Below are 24798 nucleotides of genomic sequence, written 5' to 3' on the forward strand. Positions count from 1 at the left end.
CAACTTTCAGCGTAATAGCAATTGAAACACCTAAGTATTTAGGTTCCTTTTCGATTAACACTCAGTACCTTCTGAAAGCAACAATGCATCTTCTAATTCAACCCCAAGATAGCGGATTGTATTATCTACCTTGGTATGACCAAGTAGTAGCTGCACCGCTCGGATATTTTTCGTTTTTGCGTAGACTAACGTCGCTTTTGTTCGCCTCATCGAGTGAGTGCCATACAAGTTAGGATCCAACCCCAGATTAGAAGCCCATCTCCTCACTAAGTATCGATAGTACGAATAGCTAATCGGTTGTTGCTTTCGCCTTTGGCTTGGGAAAATAAAATTGCTGTCATGTAGCGAAGCCATCAAAATCCATTTCATTAGACTCTGTTGAGTTCTTGTCGTTATCTCAAATTGAACTTCAATATCTGTTTTGCGCTGGATATGCTTAACGCGGTTAAATATCCTATCTTGCGAAGATACATCGCAAACTCTGAGAACGAGCAAATCACTTGCTCTAAGTTTGCTATCAATAGCTAAGTTGAGCAACGCAAGCTGCATCAAATTATTTTCAATTTCTAATCTGGTTCTGATCCGCCAAATTTCCTCAAGCCGAAAAGGCTTTTTGACGCCACTTCGTTTCGTTTTGTTGAAAACTACCATGATGACCTCCTTTTTAATTTGGTCATCACAATTGTAGTTGGAAGGAAATGGACACAAAAGAGCTAGCATTGTCTCTGGACTAAGTGTTTAGGAGGAAAACTACAAACGTCTTAACAAGTCGTAAACATCACACTTCCATACTAGCACAGTAACAACCCTAGATTTACATTGAACAAAAGATTACATTGGCCACATTTATTACTTGATTAGGAGTGCGAAACTAATGCTAATGAAAATGCTGAGGTTACTAAAGCAATCTATTGTTCTATTTTGGGTTATGTTGATACTAAGTTTTGTAGTTGACCATTCAGGTATTCAAAACGAAATGGCATTTACAATTTTAGGCGTATCTATTTTCATTTCAGCTGTCACAGCTTGGTTTCTACCGCTCATAATCGTACTAGTTAACAAAGAAGTTCAGAGTAAAGGAATGATACTATTCCTCTCATTAGGCCTCCCAGTATTCGGTGGAGTAATTAGTTATATGATTTTAACTAAACAAATAAGAATGATGACAACGTAAAGTCGAATTTTAAGGCGATACTAAACAAACGTGCCACTTTTCATACTTAATAAACGATTTAGTTATATGGAAAAGTAAGTGTAGTGGGCAGCTAAATCAGCCAACATTTGACATTAGATTTTGTTGGGGAAACACGCGTCCTTTAAGTTTGAACATGTTTTTTCTAAATCATATTTGGGCAGATCTGAGCTAGCTGGCACTTTTTAGAAAATGTGATCACCAAGCGATTCCGCAATTGTGCAGCAGCCTGCTGCACAAATAGGTGTTAGACAATCTGGCAACAAGCTGTTGCCCAAAAATAAATCTCATGATGGTTTCATCCGTTCTAAACACGCAATGGCACGAATGTGTTTGAGGTAAGCCTCTACAATGGCGGTTTACCTCAAACCTTATTGCGTCTTTTTAATTCGAAGCATAGCTGCCGCCAGTAAGTTCCACTTGAGCGTTCTGCGTGATACCGTCAATTGGCGGTGGCTATTGCAAACTAATCTGGCATTTAATCTAAATTAAAAATATTTTCCCATACTGAAGATACTTAATTAACTAATAACCATTTGTTAATATATTCCAGTAGTGGCTTGAAAGCTGGATTTGACCAGTCATTGTTAGCACTCGTACCTTTTCCAATATCTCCGGTATTTGAGAAACCATCTTCTAATTCTCCTGGAACTTGGTTTTTTGTAGGATCGATAATGTATTCATACAAAGAGCCAACTAAAGCCCCTGGATTTAAATCTTTCCCAAGGTGTATTGGATCGATAGTTCCCTTTGTACCTTCGCCATCATCTGGACAAGTTCCCTCCATCAAGTATCCATTACCATAATTACATTGATTATATCTAATAGATGAAGAGTCACTCAAATTCAAAAAAACCTCATATGCCTCTTTTAATTCACTTCCAGCACTTTGATTATTGTCTCCGTCTATATAGTAATCAAAGAGTTGGCCTAATTTTTGGTAAGTTATTGTTGTGGTTGTTTCATCAGCTCCACCGATATCTGTATACACTAACTCGATACCATCAATAGTGTTCGTACCACCATCTTGAACGTCAAATGCAGCCGATAATGCAAACATATCGTCGTTAGTATCAGAATCTTCACCTTCTGGAGTGTCTTCGATAATACCTATAATCAAAGTTTTTTGTTTGTATAGCTCTTTTACCTCATCAGTCACGTTGCCCAGAAAGTCTTTGACTTGTGCTTCAACTCGGCTCAACTGATCATTAGATGTATTGTTTAGGGCTAAAACATATATACCAGCTTCAAAAGCACAGTTGTGAATGTCATCATGAGTACAATTTGGTCGAGCGGTGTAAACATTTACTTCACCCGACTTAGGACTAGGACTCATAGTCATACTCATAACACTTGAAGACTTCGAGCTTTCCCCTCCACACCCTACAAGAACAATCAAACCAATAACTAAACCAAAAAATCTGAACATTTAACTTTTCCTAAAATATTAAATCACAGAAAATACATCAATTTAGTGAATATTTAAACCAATTGTATTTTTGTAATTAATACCAAACTCTACCTGTGAGTTGTATCACGCTTTTTACGAGATTATTATTGTAACGAGCGTTATCGAGCAAGTTAGCTTGAAGATCAATGATGTAAAATATGACTAGCTGTTAGCTTCCAGACAGAAACGGATAAAGTTCAACAGGTTTAGACAACAACACTCCAATGACACAAGACGGGATTCACAACTAGCACCATAAGATTGAATGTATAAATTTTAGCAGGGCAAAAGCGTATGAAAAGGATGTGAGTGAGTAAAAGATCTACGACATAATGGGGGCTTTGTTGCGTAATTAAATTTAGGGATAGAGCAACCCCGTTTCGCATATTTCTTAGCCAATACGACAAGTTTCAGGCATACCTAACCCAGTAAGCTTGTTCAACGCTTTTATCATCGCGTAAGTTTCACCTACCTGTGCATTGTAATTTCTTAAGCTCAGTTGCCCTCCTAGCAATTGTTTAACTCGATACATCGCTGTTTCTGAGAGTGAACGTTTGTGATATCCATACCGCTCTTTCCAATACTTATTAGAGCCGTATAACTTCTGACAACCCACGGCGAGATTTCGAGGGTGACCGCGCTCCCAGAAGGCCGCCCCCTCTCTTGGGGGAATAAGCGTAACGGCTCGTTTAATCTTAATAGCAGCATAGCACGCTCTCGTGTCGTAAGCGCCATCACCAGACACCTCAAGGATACTTCTGCGTGTTTTTTTCAGTAAATTCGGAAGTACTTCTCCATCTGTAACCGTTGATAAACTTAGCTCGGCGGCAATGATCTCATGAGTGCTTGTATCGACGGCAATATGCAGCTTTCGCCAGACTCTACGCTTGCCATCCGTCCCATGTTTTTTGACTTTCCATTCACCTTCGCCATAAACCTTAAGGCCAGTTGCATCAATGGCTAGGTGTTGTATCGCACCTCTCGTTTTAGTCTTAAATGAGACCTTAACTTGCTTGGCTCTACGACTGATGCAAGTGTAATGTGGGCAGCTTAATGGAATATGGGCAAGTCTAAAGATCGAGTCGATAAACCCTTGCAGCGCTCTCAGCGGCATAGAAAAACTCGCTTCACCATCATCGCTGTCGTGATAGCTAAATCACTGAACCGACGTGCCCTCCCACACTTATTTTGTTTGCTTTGCTCCCACCCGCTTATCGCCTCTTCATCAATCCAAAAGGTCAAAGAGCCACGGTTAATAAGTGATTGGTTGTATTGCTTCCAGTTGGTTGTTTTGTAACGTGGTTTAGGCATGAGGGCTACGAGAGATAGTGGACGTAGCAGATCAGATCGTAGGCTCTGGATTTAGTTCCATTGAATTACGCAACAAAGCCAAGGATAGCGACAAAACCCAACGCTGATGTGCTGAAATTCACTCGTTGGGTTTGAAGAGATAATGGTTTATAAGCCGGATTAAGCGTGCGCATTTAGGTACTTTTTAACTTTTTTCATGGCTATTTGACGCTTTAGTGGCGACAGGTAATCAATAAATAGGTTACCCGATAAATGGTCAATTTCATGCTGCATTACGATAGCGAGAAAGTCATCGCTTTCAATGGTGATCGGCTTCCCTTCTCGGTCGAGTGCAGAAACAGCCACAGACGTAAAACGCTCAACATCCGCATAATAGTCAGGCACTGATAAGCAGCCTTCTTGGCCCAAAGCTTTGTTGGAACCACTTGCGACTACCGGATTCACTAAGATTAACGGCTGGTATCGGCTCTCTGAAATATCGATAACCACCACGGCCTCTTTACGAGCGACCTGAGTGGATGCCAAACCGATGCCATTATCAGTGGCATAGAGTGTTTCTAACATATCGTCGATGAGTGTTTGTATCGTCGATACATCTTGCACCTCTTCTGCTTTCACTTTAAGCCTTGGATCTGGTGCGGTAAGAATGTCTAAAACTGCCATGCTTTCCTTTAAGTTTTCAATTTAATCATTACGTTATAACTAGAATGAACAAAATAACCCAATGTGGTTTCAGCACCGAGTATGGGCGTTCTGGCTAGTCAAAATTCTTGAAGTTTACCGGTTCCTTCAACAAGTTCACCAAAGGTAAGAACAGAGGTTCTGGCAGTTCATCTAATTCGAACCATTGCCACTGCTTACACTGATGAGGTTCCATGACTTGAGGCTCACCACGAGAACTGGTCGCGACAACATACAAGGTGATGTAGTGCTTGCCTTCTTTTTCGAATATGTCGTTGGTAAAGCCGAGTTTCTTAAACGAGCCGACCTCTAATCCTGTCTCTTCAAGCGTTTCTCGCTGCGCGCACTCTTCAATGCTTTCACCCAGTTCAAGGTTCCCGCCAGGCGTCGCCCACGTATTCGCACCATGTGAGCCAATGCGCTCGCCAAGTAGAATGCGCCCTTCTCGGAAAATGACCGCAGCCACACCTACACGTACTTGATTATTCACTCTTTACTCCTTTGAGACACATTACTCACTACTTGGTGAGGTATACCCTGTGGTTGTCGCTATCACTTCAAAACCACGTTTGGATACAATGGGTTTACTCATATCAGAAGCATCGATGGTGAGGTATTTAACCCCTCTCGAGTTGGCTTCCTCGATACGTTTGTTCAGTAGCAAACTGTAATAGCCATTACCTCGAAATGCTTCGATGGTGCTACCGCCCCAAATACCTGCAAACGGGCTGCTTCCATTAAATATGATCCACGCCGAGGTCACAGGCTGGTTGTCGACATACACGACATAGATAGACAACGAATCTGGCGCGTGCTGTTTAAGGCTAACTAAGTGGTTGTAATGCCATTCGAAATCGCCACCCCAAACTTGCTCTTGAACTTTGATCGCATCGCGAATGCCTTTGCTATCCATCACCTCGGTGATTTTGCCTTCATCAAAGGGCTCGTAGGTGGCCTTAGACAAATCCAACACCATGAATGACTCGTGCTCATCCTGCTCAAAACCATTCTTGAGCAATACTGCACTGATGTTCGTCTGTGTGTCGGTGCTGTACGTCTTCCATTCAAAACATAGGTTACGCTGCTTAAAGTACGAGAGTTGCTCTTTGACGATAGAATCTGTGAGGCTTTCATCAAAGTCGAAAAAGGAGATATAGCTACCATGACGATCGTTGGATACGAACTTAATCAGGCTGTTCTCTGTTACCTTAATACCATTGAATGAGTTAAAACGTTTTCGCTCGAATTCGTTGTACTCTTGCATTACATCCGTTGTATTCATAATTTTCTCTTGGTAGATAGCCCTATATCTCGTCTTTGCACCATACACTTCGTACGCCAACAGAGCGAAAACCGATCGATTTGCAATTTTTGCTACTGGTGCTGTTTGGCATTACGTCAGTTAAAAGTACCTTTGCCCCTAAAGCGATGGCATCTTCGATTCGAGATCTTAATAGAGCCGTTTGGCACCCCTTTGAACGATAGCTCTCTTGTGTATACGCATTGGCAAGTATTGCGTGTTCGTTGTTGATGAAACTCGTCGCCCAAGCGCACGGTTTACCCTCTATTTTCGCAACGTAACAACGGAAAATATCCGTGCAATAGAGCGCGCGTTTCTGCTGCCAAATTTGCTCTGAGCACTCTAAGCCGGATGTTTTGAGCAAAGCCAAAAACTCATCGGCATTATCTTGTGTCCATCGCTCAACCGTGACTTTGCCTACATCGCTCAATGGTTCTGCGCTTGTTTTTTTAGAACTCGGATTTTGTACATAGCCTTCTGCGGGTAACTCAAGAAACTCATGCTCAAAAGCGGGCACAAACTGATGTTTCGATAACCATGATTTCAGCTCAGTCGTTAAAGCGTTAGGCGCAATAGAAATCTCAGGTGAGATACCATCTCCAAATAGCTTAAGGTCCGCCTCTAAGCTCGCGGAGTTGCAAACGCCATCAATGAGGATCTGGTTGTCGTACTTACGTGTTTTATCGATAAAAACAGTGAAGCCATCATCTTCAATTGAAATCAGTTCACTGGCTAAATCGGTTGAAAGGGTTCGCTCGTTATTAAAATAGAAGTATGCGTCATACACATCTTTAACTGCATTAACTTGCATTGTTTTCCTTAACTTGATGGAAACGAAAGGCTCTGTAGAGCCAAAACAACACACGATTAAGTGCTGCGTGTTTTGAATGGCACAGAGCCGATACGAATACTGAGATTGTTACAGGTTTACTTTTAGCGCACCTGATGAATCCGCGACTAACTTTATTGTTCTAATCACTGCTTGCTTAGAAAGTGGACTGTATAAATGTGGGTAAAGTACCCCATCATCTTCAACCCCTACTGGCGGCTCATCTCTTAAATCTTCAGCAATCGCGCTTTTGTCGATTTCTAGAAGAAATGCTTGCGTCACTCCCACAAAGAAACAATCTACAATTTTTTGCAGTTGCTCTTCATAAGCGAGGTGGATAAAGCCTTCGTCCTTCAAGGATGCAGGTTCATAGGTTTCTGTGCTTTGGTATTCTTTGTAATCACTTTCGGTCAGTAAGTGGCATAGCATTTTTATTTATTACTTTCTTAGACTTTGAGTCTCCTTAAGCCGTTTAGTCGCCTGATTACATGGTTTATTATTAATCTCTTACATCGCCCATATGCTTAACAATACGCGCATACAGTAAGATGTTTAAACTCATCGATATTGCTACATCAACGCCTGTGGTAGCAATATCGCCATCATCAGATATCACTGAAAAGTAATAGAAAAATAACAGAATATAGAGAGGCAACATAAAAATGAGAAACCTCAAACCCACAACAAAGCTGATACCAAAGTAGCGACCTAAGAAGTCTCGCCCATTTTCTGCACCATTGGCTCTATAAGCAAAATAGGTCCCTAGAAGTACGATTGCGCTGAAACTGATTGATTCGATAACCTCCCAAATATTTGAAAAGCCATTCGCGTACCCATACATCGCGAGCGTACCTAACGCGATATATATAAATACATACCGAAAACGATCTTTCTCCGATAACTTATCGGCTTTGATGTCTGCCTTTAAGTCTCTGATGTTCAAAAAATACATACCTAGCCCTTTTACTGATAACGGTTCCGATACCGAACATTGACGCTGTTTATAACTCAACTAATTGCTACCAATAGCTCAGAAATTGACAATTAAGTTACTTAATAACAATACCTTAGAAAGCACTGGCATCATACATGACGAAAATTAGAAGTATTCCTAATAGCTCAAATTAAATGTAGGAATCGTATGAATATGTGTATTACTTATCATTTTATCCATACACACCCTGTACCTGACGGGATAGTTGATTTTAGGTTTATGTCCGCTGCGATGATGGATAAACGACGTGAGGTTCGATAGATAAAAGCTAGCGTTGCCGTGACGAATAGAAAAACGCCAACAGAGCTGTCGGCGTTTGATGATCGAGCTGGCTAGTCTTGAAAACAATGAATGAATTCACACCAAGCTCTTCGGTTTTTCTCCGAGGTGTTGAGTGAACCTTAACAGATAACCATCCGGATCTTGGAAAAGAAGCTCACGCTCCCCAGACAACTTTTCACCAATGTCATACCAAGTTTCTTTCATCTCACGAAACAGAGGCACTTTGTGAGTTTTGAGCCGTTTGACTAGAGGTTCTAAGTCACTTAATTCAATCTGAAAGTTCACACCTCGCCCCAAGGGAGCCTCAAGCTCACCAGTAATCCATCCTTCATCACTGATTTGCTCTAACATCATCTGCACATGCTCTTGTTCTAGATACACAAAATCAGGGTTTTCACGCCTTATGCGAATAGAAAAACCAAGTACATCAACATAAAAGGCAAGCGAGCGCTCAAAGTTGCTAACGGATAGTTCAGGAACCATTGGATTCCAATAATTTTCCATTCTTACTTCCTTGTATTAAGGCTCTGTTGACTGAGTTTTTTCAGAAAGCCTTGCTTAACTTCCGGCCACTCCGAGTCAATAATTGAATACACTACCGTATCTCTTACCGAGCCATCCTTTAAGATCTGATGATTACGCAAGATACCGTCGAGGTTTGCTCCAAGGCCTTCAATCGCTTTTCGAGAGACGGTATTCCCAATATGAGTGCGAAACTCGACAGCAATAGCTTCATAGTGCTCAAACAATTGCCTTAGCAAAAGGTATTTACATTCTTTATTTATCAATGTTCCCCTAGCCGAATTTGAATACCAGGTATAACCAATTAACGCTCGTCTGTTTGGCCTATCAACGCCATAGTAACGGGTAGTCCCTACGACTTGATTGGTGGTTTTCACTCGCACCGCATAAGCCATATTACCTAGTTGCATTTGAGCGATAGCATCAACAACGTATTGCTCCATTTTTTCTGGACTCGGTACATTCGCGAACCATAGCTTCCAATGCTCTCCGTCTTTCACGGCCTCGATTAGTTCAGATACATGCCCTAGATTCAACGGCTCAAGAACAACATTTTCTCCTTCAATCCGGCTTTGCTCTATCCACATAACGCTCAATTCTCCTTTAATCGTTAACACTTTGTGAGAGGTGGTTTATCGCTTTTTTTTTTGCTTTGTCCCACAGCTTAGGGAACGACAAGAGTACTTAATTTAAAACCTAGCCAGAGGCTGATTGATAGACGTTGTTTTCGATCAACGATCCGGAAAACTCAAAAGTAAGAGAGCCTATTCGACTAAAACCTAAATGCTCATAAAAGCCATTGGATTCATTTTTAACCCACGTGTACAACCAATATTGGCGACCAAACTGGTCCTCCATGCTTTTTAACAGCTTTCTGCCTACACCTTTGCCTTTAAAAAGGCCATCGACATAGAGCTTTTCAACTTCAAAACCACTGTCAGGCGTTTGATAATTCGATTCGAGATTAACCATTACATAAGGGCACGAATGTACTTTGTTAATTTGATGTAAACAAAACCGAAGCTCTGTAATCTTTGTCCCATACCGCTTTATTCATCTTCCTGGGTACTGACAAGTTCCCTTCGGATTTTCTAAACAAGTTCTGAACAAAACGTCTGCAACAAGCCATATTTAGTGCTGAATCTCCAGCATAAATACATTGTTCATCTTCTTTGAAAATAACGTCCAACGCCCAGTGCTGCTGGTTCTCGATGTGCCAGTGTTTTCTGGTCGCTTGTAAGGCTAACTCTAACGACAAGTGATCTGTGCAAATATAATACGATGTTTCATAACTTCCTTTCCCTTTGACACTTCTATCTCTCACCACTGCAACAACACTTTTAACGACAGACCACTTTTCTCTGAGTGCTTCACTGAAGGCTGCTGGGAGAACGTAAACCTCACGAACCTCTTTTCTGCCATGCCCTTTATCTTCGGTGATGTATGACTCTTGTTTATCTTCAGGCAAAGACCAATAGTCTTGGAATTGTGCATCCACTTCTGCAAGCAAACTGGGCTGATTCAGTTTGACTTGCACTAAGAAATCGCCACCTTTATCAACCACTTTATTCAGAGTTTCAACCTGACAATGCAGGGCATCAGCCGTTAATAGACATCCTTTTATATCTAAAGTATCTAACAGGTTTCTTATCGCTGTTAGCTCCGTCCCTTTGCCTTTACAGGGTTGATGTGTGAGGGTCAAACCTTCATCAACATCGAATGCCGAGACCATATAAAGGGGGTTATCTTGTTTGTTTGCTTTAGCACCTTTTAGTACCTTCCCGTCAACACTGATGATAGGTTGAGCATGCCTCTCTCTATGCAAATTAACCCAGCCCACCATAGCTTCTAAGAGTGTTTCAGGAACAATAGTCCTCATAATTGCTGCAATATTATGACGAGTAGGAAGGCCATTTTCGTAGGGGAAATACTCACGTAACCAGTCGATATTTCCTTCACCAAAATCCTTGATATCCGTCCACTTGTTTTGACCACAAAGCATGGCTGTTATGACAACAAAAGCGACTTCTATAACAGGGTAGACTTGGTTGATGTGCGAACGGGTATCTTTCACTTTTTTTAGCTGTTCAATGATAATCATGCGAGTTTCTCATATTTTTTATTTCATGATCTGATCGTGACTATCAGGAAAAGTTCCAATTGAAAATAAAGTTATTTATTTTCAATAACTAAAGTTCGATCCCGCCCTTACCATTACATAACCATGTAGAACCTCATTCTCTTCACTAACCAAAACGCGGTATTTGGTGTTATTCAGTATTTCAAGAAAATAGTCTGCCGTGAACGTAGACAGGACATAGTCTGCATATTCGGTTTTTATCCCTTCTTGAGCGTATGTATCTAGCCAGACTCTAATAGACAGTAGCGCTAATTTTGCACAGTCGTCTTTTGTCGCTTCCCTAACCATGTCCCCTCCATGACTCACGATTGGATAAAGAGTCGTTATGGGGATTTTCCCTAACACGCCCTACTAAAGGCTCCAACTGATGCTTAGCTAAGCCACTCTTTAATATAATAATTTAACCAAAAGTAAACATCATACAGGATAAAAATCAGGAGCGTTTCTGATTACTCCAAACCAAACTACTAAATAATATGAATGTGTGTGTCGCTTATCAATTTTCCACCCACTTCCTTATCTCTGTACCAATAGCTAGTTCTAAGTTTCATGAGCGTAAAAGCAGGTGAACGACGTGAGGCTCTATAGATAAAACTAGCGTTGCCGTGGCTAATGGAAAAACGCCGACAGAGCTGCCGGCGTTTGCTATGGATCTATGTTGATAAGTATCTATTTCGCCAATGTACTCAAAAACTCGGCTTCAAACTCTTCATCAGCTTCTCGAGTGAGGCATCCCACTAGCCAATCGATACTTTCATGACCAAGCTTAGTGTTCACTACAAATGCTTGCTTTACACCAAACTGATCCAGCTTGGCTGAGCCGTAGTTTTTGAATGATTTATTACCGTGGTAATGGAGTGATTTGATGGCATCAGCGTTTTGCTCTGGTAAGGCATCTAGGGTATTAGCCAACTGAATCACCAACTCCATTGGGTTCTTTGATGAAGAAATACGATACAGAAAACCGCCCTCCACTCTTTGGCGAACCCAATAATCAAATCCGCTACAATCCATTACCTTGTCACTGATCAAGGCGGCTTCACTGCGATAGCCACACGGCTCTACTACGACAGGTGTGTGTTTGAATTCTGGTTGGCCTGATGCGGCATCGGTATGAGGCAAGATCAAATCACACGGCTTGCTGTCTTTGGCGGTCGGTGCGTTCCAATGAATCGGCATGAAGACTTGCTCGCGGCGCATCTCTTTGGTCACTACTAAGCGGGCTTGGCACTCCCCTTGTGCGCTGCGCACTTTCACAACTGGATTAATAGTCGTATGGTTAAAAACATCTAACCCAAACTCGTCTAAGCCAAGCTCTGCAACCGTATCTGGATGCATTGCAACAAACGGTTCTGGGGTGTGTTCACCTAAACCTGCCGCCAAGCCTGTGCGGCTCATAGTGTGCCATTGGTCTCGGATTCGGCCTGTATTCATGATAAGTGGGAATTCAAGGCTGGTATCGGCAATGGGTTTGTCGTGCTCAACTGCTATAAACTGCGCTTTGCCAGATTCGGTAAAGAACTCGCCATTGGTGAACATGCGCTGCTCAATGATTTCTGGTTGATATTCGAGTACTGGCCATTGCTGCGGAGTGAGTTCGCCATAGCCTTTCTCATCCAGTAGCGTGAGTCCAATCAAGCACAAATCGCGTGCTTTGCCCATTTCATTGCCGAGCGCTGTCATCTCGCAATACTCTTTGAAGATCTCACCTTCATGACGGTAATCAAACTGGTCTTTGAATCCCATTTTTTGCGCAACTTCTTTTAAGATCCACCAATCGGGTTTGGCTTCGCCAGGGCTTGGTAATACGCGGCGTTGGCGTGAGATTCGACGCTCAGAGTTGGTTACGGTGCCCGACTTTTCACTCCACCCTTGCGCAGGTAATACAAAATCGGCCAAACAAGTGGTTTCAGTGTCCGCAATGCAATCTGACACGACAACAAATGGGCATTTCTCTAATGCAGTTTTGATTTTTTCGCTATCAGGCAGGCTCACAACTGGGTTAGTCGCCATAATCCACACCGCTTTTATCTTGCCTTCATTCATAGCATCAAACAGGTCGATGGCTTTTAGACCCGCATAGGTTGCTAAGTTATCCGTCTGCCAAAATTCGCTCACGGTTTGGTGTGATCGTGGATCACCAAATTCAAAGTGTGCTGCTAAGGTATTGGCTAAGCCCCCAACCTCGCGACCGCCCATAGCGTTCGGTTGCCCTGTCACCGAGAAAGGTCCCATGCCGACTTTACCAATCTTTCCGGTCGCCAAATGGCAATTGATGATGGCATTCACTTTATCGCAGCCTTGGCTAGATTGATTCACCCCCTGCGAATAGATGGTGATGACTTTCTTGTTGGATGCGAACGCACGGTAAAAGCGGTCAACCTCTTGTTCCCTTAAGCCTGTCAGTTGGCTGACGTCTTGCTCAGAATTGATGTTTGAATCAGAGTGGTAAACATACTTCTTTGCTGACTCGATCGCTTGTTCAAAGCCTTGTGTATGCTTGCTTATGTATTCTTCATCAAGTGCATCATTGTTGGCGAGATAAGAAAGCAGTCCATTAAACAAGGCAACATCAGATCCCGATTCAATGGCTAGGTGTTGGTCGGCAATTTCACAAGTGTCGGTATAACGAGGGTCGATCACCACAACCGTTAAGTTCGGGTTACTTTGCTTGGCAGCGCGTAATCGTTGAAACAACACAGGGTGACACCAAGCCAAGTTAGAGCCAGTGATCACCACTAGATCGGTATCTTCTAGATCTTCATAACAGATAGGAACCGTGTCGCTGCCAAATGCACGCTTATGCCCAACAACACTTGAGGCCATACACAGCCTGGAGTTACTGTCGATGTTGCCGCTGCCGATAAAACCTTTCATCAGTTTGTTGGCAACGTAGTAGTCTTCCGTTAACAGTTGTCCGGAGACATAAAACGCCACGGAGTCAGGGCCAAACTCTTCTATGGTTTGATTGAATCTATCTGCAACCAACTGAGTGGCTTCGTTCCAGCCAAGTGCTTGCTGTTGTTGGTTTTGAATGTGCATAGGCTGTTTAAGTCGCCCCAAAGGTGTAACGGTATCACCCAGTGCTATCCCTTTGGTGCACAGCTTTCCATAATTTGATGGGTGTTCTTTATCACCGCGTACTTCAAGTTTACCTAATGAAGTCGGCCTCGCTTCTATTCCGCAGCCAACACCACAATAAGCACATGTCGATTTTATCCAGCCACTGTTTGAATCGGTCATCCGTTTCTCACTCAATTATCCATAATTGCATTTATTCAAATAAAGCAAATAGCACGCCACTTAATACCAGCCAACAAAAGTGATAGATTTTTACTTTAAAAACAATAATTTAACAAAAAATAAAATATCAACACTGAATAGATTTCAACTTAACCAAGATAGAAACTTAATTTTTGCACCATCTTGCGGAAAGTTGCACCACAAACGCTCATTTATATGAATTCCGCAAAAAACCCGCATACCACTTTAGGGGTAATTACGTGCCACCACTAACTTTTAAGCCACTAAAAAATATGGATTAAATTTTATTTAAATGAACAAAACGCAATCTGGCATCCTCCTTGCTCCACTAGAAACCAAGACTAAGAAAAAACATTTTTGTTTTTCTTGATGATTATGAATTGAGTGGAATCTCAACCCGGTATTCATCTGCTAGCGACTAGAAATTAGAAGCTAGCAATGGCGACGCCGAGAATAAGGAATGGATTATGAGCAAGAAGAAAATCGTCGTTGTTGGTAACGGTATGGTTGGACACAAATTTATCGACAACATCCTACAATCAGGCAGCGATGAGTTTGATGTGATTACTTTCAGTGAAGAACCAAGGTTAGCCTACGACCGAGTTCAGCTTACGGCTTACTTCAAGCGCGGAAATGCTGATGACTTGGCATTAACCAGCGAAGAGTATTACCAAAGCAATGGCGTCAATTACCTTCTTAACGCAAGAGTCGCTCAATTAGATACTGAAAATAAGTGCGTTGTGACTGAGTCGGGACATACCGAGAGTTATGACACTTTGATTCTGGCGACTGGTTCATTCCCTTTTGTTCCCCCTATTCCCGGTAACGACCAAGAACACTGCCACGTTTATCGCACCATCGAAGATTTAGATGCCATTGAGCTCTCAAGTAAAGGCAGCAAATCTGGCGTGGTGATTGGTGGTGGCCTGCTTGGCTTAGAAGCCGCAAACGCAGTCAAAAACCTTGGCTTAGAAACCCATGTCGTGGAATTCGCACCTCGCCTGATGGCCGTACAGCTAGATGACGGTGGCGGTGCGCTTTTATGCAGAAAGATTGAAGACCTTGGTGTGCAAGTTCACACCGAGAAAGCGACCTCTGAAATTGTGGCGGGTGAAACGTCTCGCTACCGTATGAACTTCGCCGATGGCACACATCTAGAAACCGATATGATTGTGTTCTCTGCGGGTATTCGCCCTCAAGATGCCCTAGCTCGCAGCTCTGATATCGCCATTGGTGAACGTGGCGGCATCGTGATTGACGATCACTGCCAAACCAACATCGACAATGTGTATGCGATTGGTGAATGTGCGCTTTGGGACAACAAGATCTTCGGCTTAGTGGCACCCGGTTATTCCATGGCGAAAGTCGCGGCTTCGCATATTGTTTCCGGCGGTACTGAGAATGCTAAATTTACTGGCGCTGACATGAGTACCAAGCTCAAATTACTGGGTGTTGATGTAGCGAGTATTGGCGAAGTACACGGCCAAACCGAAGGCGCTCAATCGTATACCTATAACGATGAAATCGAACAGGTTTACAAGCGCCTGATCATATCGGCTGATGGCAAAAAGATTGTCGGTGCTGTATTGGTGGGTGAAGCAGAAGCGTATGGTTCGCTACTGCAAATCAAACAAAATGACATGCCTCTTCCTGAAAACCCATCAGTACTGATTTTACCTAACGTTGCCGATGATTCTGGATCAGCAATGGGTGTTGAAGCTCTGTCCGATAGCGCTGTGATCTGTTCATGTTTCGATGTGACCAAAGGCGATATTAAAGACGCCGTTTCAGCAGGCTGCACCACGATGGCTGCATTAAAAGAAACGACCAACGCTTCGACAGGTTGTGGCGGTTGTTCTGCCCTTGCTAAACAGGTTCTCGATAGCGAACTGATTCACTCGGGTGTCGAGGTTTCTAACGATATCTGTGAGCACTTTTCCTATTCTCGCCAAGAGCTGACTGACATCATTCGAGTCAACAAGATTAAGACCTTCGATGAGTTGTTGAATTCTCACGGAAACGGGTTGGGCTGTACCGTGTGTAAGCCAGCAGTCGGTTCAATTTTGGCTTCTTACTGGAACGATTACATCCTCGAAGATCAACACATCGAACTGCAAGACACCAATGACATCTACCTCGGCAACATGCAAAAAGACGGCACCTACTCTGTGGTTCCGCGTATTGCTGGCGGAGAAATCACACCCGACAAGTTGATCGTTTTAGGCGAAGTCGCAAAAGAGTTCGATCTATACACCAAGATCACCGGTGGTCAGCGTGTCGATTTATTTGGCGCGCAACTTAACGAACTGCCAATCATCTGGAAAAAGCTGATTGATGTTGGTTTTGAAACTGGCCATGCCTACGGTAAGTCAGTTCGTACTGTTAAGTCGTGTGTGGGTAGCACATGGTGTCGATACGGTGTCGACGACAGTGTTGGCTTAGCGATTCGACTCGAGAACCGCTACAAAGGCTTACGTTCACCCCACAAGATCAAGTTTGCGGTTTCTGGCTGTACTCGTGAATGTGCAGAAGCCCAGTCAAAAGACTTCGGCATTATCGCCACCGACAAAGGTTGGAACCTCTACATCTGTGGTAATGGCGGTATGCGCCCTCGCCATGGTGACCTTTTCGCTACCGACCTTGATGAAAGCACCCTGTTGCAATACATCGACCGCATTCTGATGTTCTACACACGTACCGCAGATCGCCTACAGCGTACATCGGTATGGATGGAAAACCTTGAAGGCGGTATTGAATACCTCAAACAAGTCGTGATTGAAGACAAGCTCAATGTTGCTGAAGAACTTGAAGCCGATATCGCCCTCAACATCGAAAAATACCAGTGTGAATGGAAAACGACCATCGAAAACCCTGAAAAGATGAAACGCTTCCAGCACTACATCAACAGCGAAGAAATGGACACTAGCCTGTCATTCATCAAAGAACGAGAGCAACGCTTTCCAAAGCCAAGTTTGAGCTCTTCTGTTGATTCACAACGCGATGAAAAGCTAGCCAACGCAGACCAAATCGAAGTCACAGAAGTTTCGTAAGCCTCATTGACGTGTGAGTGAATCAGTAACAACTAAACCCAATATCGATAGTCGACAGTGGCGCAGCCCAAGAAAACTGCTGTCGGCTATCACCCTAATTAAATTGATTATTAGTTTTATATTTTGACTAGGAGAAAGTCATGGAAAATTGGACAACCGTATGTAGCACCCGGGACTTAACCCCAAATGGTGGAATTTGCGCCAAAGTAGACGATAACCAAGTGGCTATTTTTTACTGCAAGCGCAGCGACACGCTTTATGGACTCTCTAATTACGACCCTATCGGCAAGGCGAATGTTATGTCACGTGGTATCATTGGTTCATTAAGCGGTGAGCCTTACGTAGCCTCCCCCTTATACAAGCAGCATTACCACTTAGAAACTGGCGCGTGCCTTGAACAACCCGATCTCAAGCTTGTGAAATTTAAAGTTCGCAAGCAAGGAGAGCAAGTACAGGTTCTCGCACCACTTGCTATCGCCAGTTAACTAAACGCCGACATCATCATGTAAACGCTTTATAGGCGTGAGCAATTTCGGCACAGGGCTTAGCCACATTAATGCGTTCGAATGTCGGAAGTAACGTACGAGCTAAAACCGGGTAATTTTCCAGATTTAAAGGATTTAAACCATGGATAACACAAAATTTTCGCTGCTTTCATTTACGGGTAAGATGAAAACCTTACACCTAAGTTGGATGGCCTTTTTTATCACCTTTGTTGTGTGGTTCAACTTTGCCCCACTACTGCAAATGGTAAAAACCTCGCTTGGTCTTTCTACTGAAGAGATCAAAACACTCCTGATTCTCAATGTTGCCTTAACCATTCCAGCGCGTGTCGCTATTGGTATGTTAACCGACAGATACGGCCCAAGACTGGTCTACTCTTCGCTACTCGCTGTCTGTTCAATCCCTTGTTTTATGTTTGCGTTGGCAGACTCTTTCATTCAAGCGGCAATCGCACGTTTCCTATTAGGCTTCATCGGTGCAGGCTTTGTTGTCGGTATTCGTCTTGTGTCTGAGTGGTTCCCACACAATGAACTGGGTACGGCCGAAGGTATTTATGGCGGCTGGGGTAACTTCGGTTCAGCAGCGGCAGCATTCACGCTTCCAACTCTCGCTCTAGCATTTGGTGGCGAAGATGGTTGGCGTTATGCGGTCGGTATTACTGGCCTTATGAGCTTAGCGTTCTCGTTTATCTTCTACAAAAACGTATCGGATACACCAAAAGGTTCGACTTACTTCAAGCCTGCTCAAGTAACGGCAATGGAAGTGACATCAAAGGGTGACTTTTTCTTCCTACTCATTATGAAGATCCCGATGTATGCCGCTTTAGCGCTACTGACTTGGAAGCTATCACCAACCAACATCAACATGTTGTCTGACATGGCGGTGTATTCAGTGTATGCAGGTTTAGCCGTACTTTACGTGTACGAAGTGTCGCAAGTTTGGAAGGTAAATAAGAACGTATTCAAAGAAGAAGTACCAGAAATTCACAGATACAAATTCAAGCAAGTTACTGTGTTGAACGTGTTGTATTTCGCCACATTTGGTTCTGAACTGGCTGTTGTTTCTATGCTGCCGTTGTTCTTCTCTGAAACCTTTGAATTAACGCCGGTTCTTGCGGGTATGGTTGCATCGGCTTATGCGTTTATGAACCTGATGTCTCGCCCAGGTGGCGGTTGGATTTCAGACAAATTCGGTCGTAAACCAACACTGCTTATTCTTACGATTGGTCTTGCTGTGGGTTACTTTGCAATGGGTCAAGTCGACAGCACATGGCCAGTATGGTTAGCGGTTGTGGCTGCGATGGCGTGTTCTTTCTTCGTGCAAGCAGGTGAAGGTGCGGTGTTTGCAACAGTACCTCTAATTAAACGTCGCATGACAGGTCAAATTGCCGGTATGACTGGTGCTTACGGTAACGTGGGTGCGGTGGTTTACCTAACGGTACTTTCGTTCGTAAGTTACCAAACCTTCTTCTTAGTGATTGCAGGAACAGCGGTACTTGGCTTCGTTACTCTGATGTTCATGGAAGAGCCTAACGGCCAAATTGCTGAAGTGAATGACGATGGTAGCGTGACCTTGATCAACGTCTCGAGCTAACCACTCATTGAATCGGGAGAAGCACCAAGGTTGGTATCACCGCTTTGGTGCTTCGTTCAGAGGCTCTACGTTCACTAGAGCTTTTGTTCTTCCTAGGATGTTCTCTCAAGGAAGTTAGAAGAAGACAGTTAAGAAGCAGACCAGTTATGACGATTTCATTCAGCCAAGGACAAGTCATCACGCCTGAATCCAATAATCAACTTACGCTTAAGTTTGGTGGTTATTCGAATAAAGGCGTACGTGATGAAAACCAAGACGCCATCATTGTAAAACACCCAAAGACTCGCGCTGAGCAAGAGCTAAAAGGCAGTGTTGCTTGCATTGCAGACGGCGCAAGTTGCAGTGAGCACGGCCAAAAAGCCAGCCACACCAGCGTGATGCAGTTTATTGATGACTATTACGCCACGCCACAAAGTTGGAGCATTCAACGTTCAGCTCAAAAGGTCTTAACCTCGCTCAATTCTTGGCTATTCAACACGTCTGTTTCTAATATTCATCCCGCACAACAAGTTAACCACAATGCGCTCGTTTCCACCTTTAGTAGCGTGATATTGAAATCGAACACCGCGCATATATTCCATGTGGGTGACAGTCGAATTTACCTATTAAGAGATTGTGAACTACGCCAACTGACTCGCGACCATACTCGTAAAACCATGGGGCAGAAACATTACCTGACGCGAGCCTTAGGCATGGATAGTCAGCTCAACGTTGACTATCAGACCTTGCCTATCAAGAAGAATGATTGCTTCATCCTCACATCGGATGGTGTGCATGAGTTTGTTGATGCTTCCGATCTAATAAAAGCGGCCTCGAACCAGCTTGACTTTGAGCATGCCACGCAAACCGTTTGTAATAAAGCATTGGCAAAAAACAGCAGAGACAATGTCAGTTGTTTAATGCTTGAAGTGGCTCAGATCCCTAAACCTTCCCTTATTGAGTTTCATGAAAAGCTTGCGACCCGCGTTATCCCTCCTGTACTCAAACTTGGACAGATGATCGATCAATTTCAGGTTTTCGAAGTACTCTATTCAGGAACGCGTAGTCATGTGTATCGAGTCATGCAAACTCAAACACAAACCGAGTTCGTAATTAAAGTGCCTTCTCTGCAATATCGCGATGATCCCGCAGAGCTCAAGGCCTTCTATAACGAACAATGGGCTGGGATGTTACTGAACAACAAGCGCATCATGAAGGTGTACCCGTCCGATGAGCAGTCGCGGCTTCTCTACCAAGTGTGTGAAATGGTTGAAGGCGTAACCTTGAGGCAGTGGATGTACGACAACCCTAAGCCGAATCTACCTGAAGTCCGCGCTATTCTTGAGAAGATCGTTCAAGGTATTCGTGTACTGCAACGTGCGGATATGGTGCACCGCGATCTCAAACCTGAAAACATCATGTTACTCCCAAACGGTGATATCAAACTCATCGACTTAGGAGCGGTACTCATTCGCGGAATTGAAGAGGGATTACCTTTTGAAGAGGATGCCGTGCCACTCGGAGCGGTCAACTACATTGCACCAGAGAGCATTAAACAGAATGTTGCTAACACGTGCTCGGATCTGTTCTCTGTTGGTGTCATCGGCTATGAAATGCTGTCAGGGCAACTGCCTTATCCAGAAATGACACCACGCTCTCTCCTGCAATCGCGCCATCACCAATGGCAATATCGCCCGATAACTCAACACCGTTCCGATATTCCTGCCTGGTTTGATTTGGTACTAAAGAAAGCCTGCGCTGAACACACGACCGAACGATACGATGTGCTTGGCGATTTTATCTCAGATCTATACACACCGAATTCAAAATTAGTAGCACGTAAAACCAAACAGCCACTGCTCGACCGTCACCCAATCCAGTTTTGGAAGGTACTTGCCCTACTCTTAGGCTTAGTGGCGCTTGTTGAGTTTGGAATATTGATTCAGTAACAATATCCATTACCAATTGATAAAAAAGAGCGACAAATTAAAAGTTAAATATTTCAATCACTTATTAAGGTAAAAAAGCTAAAGGCTTATCAAGACAAGAACCGGCGACGGTGTCGCCTGAGCGGCCTACGGCCGAAAACAAAGAGACTCAACCTACTAGGGTGCTTTACATGGATCGTTTATCCTATAGGTCATGCATCCGAATAAGCCCATCAAACAACTCTTCAATGCCAACGATACTTGGCTGAACTACCTCAATAAGTACCGAGAAACCCTCCGAACCGTCGTCATTGAAAACGTCACCAAGATGCTCGCTTGCAGTACCGCTGCTTTTGGCTCTAAAGAGTATCGATGCACTCATGCTGACTGCACCCATCACAAATACATTCACCAGACGTGTAAATCTCGCTTTTGCAGCAGTTGTGGCATAAAAGCCACAGAGCGGTGGATACGAAAGCAACAACATGTCTTTCCTGAGTGTGAGTATCAACACGTTACGTTGACGCTACCACACACGTTGTGGCCCATCTTTCGGGATAATCGTTTTCTTCTCAATCATCTCTTTAGCTGCGCAGCCAAAATCTTCTTAGGATGGGCAAAGCAACTCGATATCGATATTGGCGTGTTCTGTGCACTTCATACCTACGGCAGAAAGCTGAATTGGAATGTGCACATCCATTTGTCTGTCACCCGTGGGGGTTTATGTAAGAAGACTGGTCTATGGAAGCCGATTTTCTTTAAAGCTAAGACCACTGAGAAGTGTTGGCGCGGTGCCATCACTCAACTTCTCAGCTCCAATTACTCAGAGTTAGACTTGAGTGGAGAGGACTGCCCTTTCATTCGTAATGAGCAAGATTGGTCCCGATTTTTAACCAGCCAATATTGCCGTCGATGGAAGCTGCACTTTGCAAAGAAAACAGCCAACGTGACGCCAACCATGACTTACCTCGGCCGATACCTAAAACGGCCACCGATATCGGCGTCGCGTTTACGACATAACTTCCAGGGAGGCTTGGTGACGTTTGATTACCTCAACCATAGAAATGGTCGAACGGAATCCCTCATTTTGAGTCCAGAAGCTCTGATAGAACGCATGATTGAGCATATTCCAGATAAGCACTTCAAAATGATTCGATACTTCGGTTTTCTATCAAACCGACGTCGTGGTGAGATGCTCCCTAAGGTCTACGGTGCCTTGGGTGTCGCTCCTAAAGACGCACCTGAAATGCCCGGTTACGCAGCTATGCTGAAAGGGTATGTGAAGGTTGATCCGTTTGAGTGCATTCTTTGTGGGCACCGTTTAACGTTTCTTCGCTTTAGGGCTGGGGAGCCGCTGTCAGAGCTGGTCCACCATGCTCTGGTTCAAGCCCAAATCAGGTCAATTTAGGCGTTTCACAGGATGGGTGTATCTGAAATGGCGAAAACAGCATGAAAGTGTTCAACAAACATCCGTGTTTAGATTGTAGAGCAGAAGTTAGATGAGTCAGCGACTCATTCCGACGAGAGTTATGCCGCGATCGTTCAGGTCAGGAAACATTGAGATTCCTTACCTTGTACTTTAGCTTTTTTCTGTCCTATTCCGCACAATTCGCTTCTCCTTTCCTACCCTAGCCTCTAACTTGAAAATCAATTCACCACTACGTGAAAAACAATAACAACAAAGTTCACTCTCAGCCTTTTTAATAGGAACCAATGATGCTTAATAAAACAACACCACTTTTTGCTTTTGCCATTCTAACCACAGCGACAACGTTCAACGCTAACGCCGCTGCGAACTACGAACCGTTTATCGGTATTGATGTTGGTATACGTTTAAGTGGACAACTTGAATCAGAGTCCACTTATGACGGGACTAAAAGTGAGGAAGACCTTACTTCATCAATGGTATTAGGCGTCGAAGGTGGTATGACAATCAATCAAACTCACCAAATTAGTATTGGTTATGATTTACGTGGTGTCAGTATCGAAAATGTTGAAAATTACGAAAACAGCGATGTTCTTCACGTAGGCACACTATTTACTAAATACAACTACATCGTGCCTATTACACAAGAACTCGCTTGGACAGTGGGTGGCAAACTTGGTTATGAGATGTTCGACGCAGACTATGATGCAGATGACCTAAATGGAATCGTCCTTGGTGCTCAAACAGGACTCGACTACCGTTTTCATAGTTGGAGCATAGGTACAGAAGTAAACTACGTTTACCACACCAATGAACTAGAAGCTAAATGGACAGAAGACGGTAAGACCTACAAAGATACCAGAAAGGTGGGTGACGAGTGGTTATTAATGGCAAACGTGAAATACCACTTCTAACACAGATAGAATTTATTCCATTATCTCCCGGTCAGCCGGGAGGTACCGTTGGTTTTAGCTTTGCCTTTAATGAAGTAAATCTATAGCGTGCTATTGCCGAACTCGGCTTAGCATCAAATAATTCCGCTCTCTCGAAATAACATCGACTCCTTGACTATGATAAATCAATTCGTTTTTCGAGGTGCCCGACAGGAACATTGTGGTATAACTCGCGGCTTGGTAACCATCTAATACCTCAGTGGTTTGAATGGCTTCAGTATTGTAAGAAAAATCAAATTCGCCATCGAAAGATTTGATTATCTTGCCTTCCACTGAGAACAGTGCTGCGCCCTCTAAACCATCCCCTTCTATCGATATCATTGACTCTATATGGCTTCGGTACAAATCAACTTCAATTCTTTCTCTCCAAACATGCATATCATCAGAATATTGTTGTACCTCTGTAATGTACCTTCCATTTAGAAAAAGCTTTTTACTGAGCACGTAAAGTGATGCGCCATAAAAAGCAACAGAAGCGATCAGCAGAGCGATCCAAGGCTTTAAACTAGATTTTAAGCTAAGTTTTATCAAACTGGGTTCCTCAGGCTATTCATCATTGAACACCCCCTCCGTTATTTCTTGCAGAGCCTCAATTTCGAAAAAGTAGTTTTCGCTATGATGACGTTTTTTGTCATAAATAGAGAGATTGTATAGTCCCGCTTTTTTACCAATAAAATAAAAACAATCACATTCGAAGCGTTGAATCACCGCCTCTATGTCAGGCGAAATAATCATGCCTTTGCGTTTCAACAGTTCATGAGAACCAACATCCACCACCTCATAATCTTCATGTAAATAAGGCATTAAGTGAGTGTTCGTCATCCGCAAGAAATTCAAGCAAGATAAGACAATGAACACAACAGAAACTGACGCCAACAGTACCTTTGCTAGTTTAGCCGCATTGAAACGTCGAGCACCTGATGGTTTTACTTCGAGAGAGGCTTGATCGCAATACAGCATGTAACCGACACCTGCAACCGTACGTAACTCAACCGATTCAGACATAGCGATGGCAAGTCTCAGCTTTTGCACTGACTTTTGGAGAGAGGAATCCGTGACGATGGTTTCAGGCCATCCCGCTTGCTTTAGCGTCTCTTTACTCAGGACTTGGTTTGAACTGTCTAAGAATACTTTAAACAAAAGACATTCATTGTAATTCAATGCCCGTTCTACACGATCTTTTGTTATGGTCATCTTTTCGATATCGAAAACCAAATCACCACAAGAGTACTGCTTATCCACTTTGAGTTTTCCCACCAAGATATTGTCTAAATGACAGTTTATTATAGTTGAAAAGTGACGAATATACATTAGGTTAAGTGCACTGATCAGACCAAGACACATGCATTCCCCAAACTGATCCATACCACATACAACCGATAACTATCACCCATAAATGC

22 protein-coding genes and 1 pseudogene are annotated in these 24798 nt (G+C 43.4%); 6 read left to right on the plus strand and 17 right to left on the minus strand.

The features are described from left to right. Positions 1-54: 54 nt before the first annotated feature. The 15 genes and pseudogenes from ACMAZD_RS24020 to ACMAZD_RS24090 form a co-directional block, all read right to left on the minus strand. Positions 55-651 (minus strand): tyrosine-type recombinase/integrase, encoded by a 597-nt coding sequence (locus ACMAZD_RS24020; RefSeq protein ID WP_016792302.1) that lies wholly within the window; start codon positions 649-651, stop codon positions 55-57. Positions 652-1709: 1058 nt separating this feature from the next. Next, positions 1710-2621: a histidine ammonia-lyase gene (locus ACMAZD_RS24025; protein WP_435249760.1), complete on the minus strand. Its 912-nt coding sequence runs from the start codon at positions 2619-2621 to the stop codon at positions 1710-1712. A 412-nt stretch (positions 2622-3033) separates the two neighbouring features. Next, a pseudogene (locus ACMAZD_RS24030) lies at positions 3034-3953 on the minus strand (IS5 family transposase). Positions 3954-4112: 159 nt separating this feature from the next. Continuing rightward, positions 4113-4616 carry a peptide deformylase gene (gene def / locus ACMAZD_RS24035; RefSeq protein WP_435249761.1) on the minus strand — a complete coding sequence of 168 codons (504 nt, stop codon included), beginning with the start codon at positions 4614-4616 and terminating at the stop codon, positions 4113-4115. A 94-nt stretch (positions 4617-4710) separates the two neighbouring features. Continuing rightward, positions 4711-5124 carry an NUDIX hydrolase gene (locus tag ACMAZD_RS24040; RefSeq protein ID WP_372142555.1) on the minus strand — a complete coding sequence of 138 codons (414 nt, stop codon included), beginning with the start codon at positions 5122-5124 and terminating at the stop codon, positions 4711-4713. A 21-nt stretch (positions 5125-5145) separates the two neighbouring features. Next, positions 5146-5916, minus strand: coding sequence for a GNAT family N-acetyltransferase (locus ACMAZD_RS24045; RefSeq protein ID WP_435249762.1), 771 nt, complete (start codon positions 5914-5916; stop codon positions 5146-5148). Between the two features lie 22 nt (positions 5917-5938). Next, positions 5939-6745 carry a GNAT family N-acetyltransferase gene (locus ACMAZD_RS24050; protein WP_435249763.1) on the minus strand — a complete coding sequence of 269 codons (807 nt, stop codon included), beginning with the start codon at positions 6743-6745 and terminating at the stop codon, positions 5939-5941. 108 nt (positions 6746-6853) lie between these two features. Continuing rightward, positions 6854-7192, minus strand: coding sequence for a DUF952 domain-containing protein (locus tag ACMAZD_RS24055; protein ID WP_435249764.1), 339 nt, complete (start codon positions 7190-7192; stop codon positions 6854-6856). A gap of 70 nt (positions 7193-7262) precedes the next feature. Continuing rightward, a complete protein-coding gene (locus tag ACMAZD_RS24060; protein WP_435249765.1) occupies positions 7263-7775 on the minus strand; it encodes a hypothetical protein in 513 nt (170 codons plus the stop codon). 339 nt (positions 7776-8114) lie between these two features. After that, positions 8115-8543, minus strand: coding sequence for a bleomycin resistance protein (locus ACMAZD_RS24065; RefSeq protein ID WP_435249766.1), 429 nt, complete (start codon positions 8541-8543; stop codon positions 8115-8117). Positions 8544-8545: 2 nt separating this feature from the next. Next, complete coding sequence (locus ACMAZD_RS24070) at positions 8546-9148, minus strand: GNAT family N-acetyltransferase (protein WP_435249767.1); 603 nt, start codon at positions 9146-9148, stop codon at positions 8546-8548. 109 nt (positions 9149-9257) lie between these two features. Next, positions 9258-9533, minus strand: coding sequence for a GNAT family N-acetyltransferase (locus ACMAZD_RS24075; RefSeq protein WP_435249768.1), 276 nt, complete (start codon positions 9531-9533; stop codon positions 9258-9260). Positions 9534-9558: 25 nt separating this feature from the next. Then, positions 9559-10662 carry an ISAs1 family transposase gene (locus tag ACMAZD_RS24080; protein ID WP_435247125.1) on the minus strand — a complete coding sequence of 368 codons (1104 nt, stop codon included), beginning with the start codon at positions 10660-10662 and terminating at the stop codon, positions 9559-9561. A gap of 81 nt (positions 10663-10743) precedes the next feature. After that, positions 10744-10989, minus strand: a complete 246-nt coding sequence (locus tag ACMAZD_RS24085) for a hypothetical protein (RefSeq protein ID WP_435249769.1) — start codon at positions 10987-10989, stop codon at positions 10744-10746. A 381-nt stretch (positions 10990-11370) separates the two neighbouring features. Next, a complete protein-coding gene (locus ACMAZD_RS24090) occupies positions 11371-13959 on the minus strand; it encodes a molybdopterin oxidoreductase family protein (RefSeq protein ID WP_435249770.1) in 2589 nt (862 codons plus the stop codon). Positions 13960-14432: 473 nt separating this feature from the next. Between ACMAZD_RS24090 and nirB the strand changes: the two genes are divergently transcribed. The 6 genes from nirB to ACMAZD_RS24120 all read left to right on the plus strand — a co-directional run bounded on the left by nirB (position 14433) and on the right by ACMAZD_RS24120 (position 23359). After that, complete coding sequence (nirB, locus tag ACMAZD_RS24095) at positions 14433-17015, plus strand: nitrite reductase large subunit NirB (protein WP_435249771.1); 2583 nt, start codon at positions 14433-14435, stop codon at positions 17013-17015. 140 nt (positions 17016-17155) lie between these two features. Further along, positions 17156-17500: a nitrite reductase small subunit NirD gene (gene nirD / locus ACMAZD_RS24100; RefSeq protein ID WP_435249772.1), complete on the plus strand. Its 345-nt coding sequence runs from the start codon at positions 17156-17158 to the stop codon at positions 17498-17500. 142 nt (positions 17501-17642) lie between these two features. Beyond that, positions 17643-19112, plus strand: a complete 1470-nt coding sequence (locus tag ACMAZD_RS24105) for a NarK family nitrate/nitrite MFS transporter (protein WP_435249773.1) — start codon at positions 17643-17645, stop codon at positions 19110-19112. 146 nt (positions 19113-19258) lie between these two features. Further along, entirely contained in the window at positions 19259-21040 is a 1782-nt protein-coding gene (locus ACMAZD_RS24110; protein WP_435249774.1) for a protein kinase domain-containing protein, read from the plus strand. A 193-nt stretch (positions 21041-21233) separates the two neighbouring features. Continuing rightward, positions 21234-22427 carry an IS91 family transposase gene (locus ACMAZD_RS24115; protein ID WP_435247018.1) on the plus strand — a complete coding sequence of 398 codons (1194 nt, stop codon included), beginning with the start codon at positions 21234-21236 and terminating at the stop codon, positions 22425-22427. A gap of 308 nt (positions 22428-22735) precedes the next feature. Continuing rightward, a complete protein-coding gene (locus ACMAZD_RS24120; RefSeq protein WP_435249775.1) occupies positions 22736-23359 on the plus strand; it encodes a transcriptional regulator in 624 nt (207 codons plus the stop codon). A 90-nt stretch (positions 23360-23449) separates the two neighbouring features. Here ACMAZD_RS24120 and ACMAZD_RS24125 read toward each other — a convergent pair whose 3' ends face one another. Beyond that, positions 23450-23929: a hypothetical protein gene (locus ACMAZD_RS24125; RefSeq protein WP_435249776.1), complete on the minus strand. Its 480-nt coding sequence runs from the start codon at positions 23927-23929 to the stop codon at positions 23450-23452. A gap of 15 nt (positions 23930-23944) precedes the next feature. After that, complete coding sequence (locus tag ACMAZD_RS24130; RefSeq protein ID WP_435249777.1) at positions 23945-24763, minus strand: winged helix-turn-helix domain-containing protein; 819 nt, start codon at positions 24761-24763, stop codon at positions 23945-23947. Between the last annotated feature and the right edge of the window lie 35 nt (positions 24764-24798).

It is taken from the genome of Vibrio sp. nBUS_14 (genome assembly GCF_051201655.1).
Classification (GTDB): Bacteria; Pseudomonadota; Gammaproteobacteria; order Enterobacterales; family Vibrionaceae; genus Vibrio.

Excerpts from the sequence above, each read along its gene's own strand:
- ACMAZD_RS24105 (WP_435249773.1), top strand. The coding sequence starts at position 17,643 with ATGGATAACACAAAATTTTCGCTGCTTTCATTTACGGGTAAGATGAAA.
- ACMAZD_RS24025 (WP_435249760.1), bottom strand. The coding sequence starts at position 2,621 with ATGTTCAGATTTTTTGGTTTAGTTATTGGTTTGATTGTTCTTGTAGGG.
- ACMAZD_RS24045 (WP_435249762.1), bottom strand. The coding sequence starts at position 5,916 with ATGAATACAACGGATGTAATGCAAGAGTACAACGAATTCGAGCGAAAA.
- ACMAZD_RS24075 (WP_435249768.1), bottom strand. The coding sequence starts at position 9,533 with ATGGTTAATCTCGAATCGAATTATCAAACGCCTGACAGTGGTTTTGAA.
- ACMAZD_RS24070 (WP_435249767.1), bottom strand. The coding sequence starts at position 9,148 with ATGTGGATAGAGCAAAGCCGGATTGAAGGAGAAAATGTTGTTCTTGAG.
- ACMAZD_RS24115 (WP_435247018.1), top strand. The coding sequence starts at position 21,234 with ATGCATCCGAATAAGCCCATCAAACAACTCTTCAATGCCAACGATACT.
- ACMAZD_RS24055 (WP_435249764.1), bottom strand. The coding sequence starts at position 7,192 with ATGCTATGCCACTTACTGACCGAAAGTGATTACAAAGAATACCAAAGC.
- ACMAZD_RS24065 (WP_435249766.1), bottom strand. The coding sequence starts at position 8,543 with ATGGAAAATTATTGGAATCCAATGGTTCCTGAACTATCCGTTAGCAAC.
- ACMAZD_RS24020 (WP_016792302.1), bottom strand. The coding sequence starts at position 651 with ATGGTAGTTTTCAACAAAACGAAACGAAGTGGCGTCAAAAAGCCTTTT.
- ACMAZD_RS24085 (WP_435249769.1), bottom strand. The coding sequence starts at position 10,989 with ATGGTTAGGGAAGCGACAAAAGACGACTGTGCAAAATTAGCGCTACTG.
- nirD (WP_435249772.1), top strand. The coding sequence starts at position 17,156 with ATGGAAAATTGGACAACCGTATGTAGCACCCGGGACTTAACCCCAAAT.
- nirB (WP_435249771.1), top strand. The coding sequence starts at position 14,433 with ATGAGCAAGAAGAAAATCGTCGTTGTTGGTAACGGTATGGTTGGACAC.
- ACMAZD_RS24130 (WP_435249777.1), bottom strand. The coding sequence starts at position 24,763 with ATGGATCAGTTTGGGGAATGCATGTGTCTTGGTCTGATCAGTGCACTT.
- def (WP_435249761.1), bottom strand. The coding sequence starts at position 4,616 with ATGGCAGTTTTAGACATTCTTACCGCACCAGATCCAAGGCTTAAAGTG.
- ACMAZD_RS24110 (WP_435249774.1), top strand. The coding sequence starts at position 19,259 with ATGACGATTTCATTCAGCCAAGGACAAGTCATCACGCCTGAATCCAAT.
- ACMAZD_RS24120 (WP_435249775.1), top strand. The coding sequence starts at position 22,736 with ATGCTTAATAAAACAACACCACTTTTTGCTTTTGCCATTCTAACCACA.
- ACMAZD_RS24080 (WP_435247125.1), bottom strand. The coding sequence starts at position 10,662 with ATGATTATCATTGAACAGCTAAAAAAAGTGAAAGATACCCGTTCGCAC.
- ACMAZD_RS24050 (WP_435249763.1), bottom strand. The coding sequence starts at position 6,745 with ATGCAAGTTAATGCAGTTAAAGATGTGTATGACGCATACTTCTATTTT.